This window comes from Phenylobacterium sp. (assembly GCF_030680185.1).
GTDB lineage: Bacteria > Pseudomonadota > Alphaproteobacteria > Caulobacterales > Caulobacteraceae > Phenylobacterium.
The window spans coordinates 1-1,097 of sequence record NZ_JAUXVZ010000025.1; the positions used below are offsets into that span (position 1 = coordinate 1).

Annotated in this window: 2 protein-coding genes; both read right to left on the reverse strand. The window is 33.9% G+C overall.

All coding sequences use genetic code 11. The features are described 5' to 3' along the window. Nucleotides 1–74: 74 nt before the first annotated feature. A complete protein-coding gene (locus tag Q8L83_RS04545; RefSeq protein ID WP_305284998.1) occupies nt 75–416 on the reverse strand; it encodes a hypothetical protein in 342 nt (113 codons plus the stop codon). Nucleotides 417–418: 2 nt separating this feature from the next. Further along, the coding region (locus tag Q8L83_RS04550; RefSeq protein ID WP_305285000.1) for a hypothetical protein at nt 419–1,097 on the reverse strand (679 nt) is incomplete at its 5' end.

Genomic DNA, 1,097 nt, shown 5'->3' on the forward strand with positions numbered 1-1,097 from the left:
TTTAACATCAGGTGGACTTGTTATTATGTGTTTTTGTATCATGTTATCACCTTGTGTTTTTGTATTATTGGTTATTACTCAAAGTGATAGTTTGTTAAAATTACACATAATGTTGAAGTAGCATCACCGACTACTTTTGCAGTTCCCAAGATTCTTATATCTTCTAATGTGTTTCTATCGACAGATATTGATTGACCTGCAGCTATGGTTACTTGAAGTCTTACCACTGTTTGTGCTGATGGTGAAGGAGTTCCAACACTGGCATCTGGCGTAAAGACATCTTGAAATATTAAAGTTCTTGCTGCTGCACTTTGATTGTCTATGTTTATAGCAGTTATTTTTCCTGTTTGATGTTCAGGTGCTGCAAATATTGTTACCGCAGTTGTAATAACTGATGTTACTCTTTTTGAAGCCATGATTAGAACCCCGTTAATTCAGTGTAGTATCTTATAAGAAGGGCTTTGTCCTCTTGTTCTGTAGTTGGAGTTGGAATTTCTCTTAACTCACATTTATTTATATAGAACTTAACTGAGCATTTTTCAAAGTCTACTCCACTTGTAACATAATGTCGCAGTACGTAAGCTGCCATGTTTTTAATTGCATAAATATTGAGTAGTGGAAACTCTGGTGAGCTTTCAGTTGATGTTTTTGCACCAAGATATAGATTTGATGCACTTGTTACATCAGGATACATAGATGAATATCCTAACGAGTAGATGTATCTACCTGATGGAATATAAATATGCATTAAATAGTCTCCTTTCTTGAAACCTAATGCTATCTGATATAAAACTTGTTCATTTTCAGGATATAGTTTTAATCCAGCTGCAGAATTACTTAAATCTACATCTTTATAATCTGATCCTGGAAGTATGTATGAATTTTCATAAGGAACAATTATAGGTTCTTGATTAACTACAAAAGTCTTTCCTCTTGCCCACTTATGTGTGTCTGGAAATTCCTTACTAAATCTTACCCAGCTTCCCTTTTGTAAAAAGAAATCTTGTGGTTTCACGCTTGTGCTTACTTTTGCAAACAAAGGTGTTAATTGAGTTATCATTTCTCTCGTCTCTCCTTGTTGAATTGTTGATTTGTTT

Coding starts and splice junctions, on each gene's coding strand:
- Q8L83_RS04545 (WP_305284998.1), bottom strand. CDS start 416: ATGGCTTCAAAAAGAGTAACATCAGTTATTACAACTGCGGTAACAATA.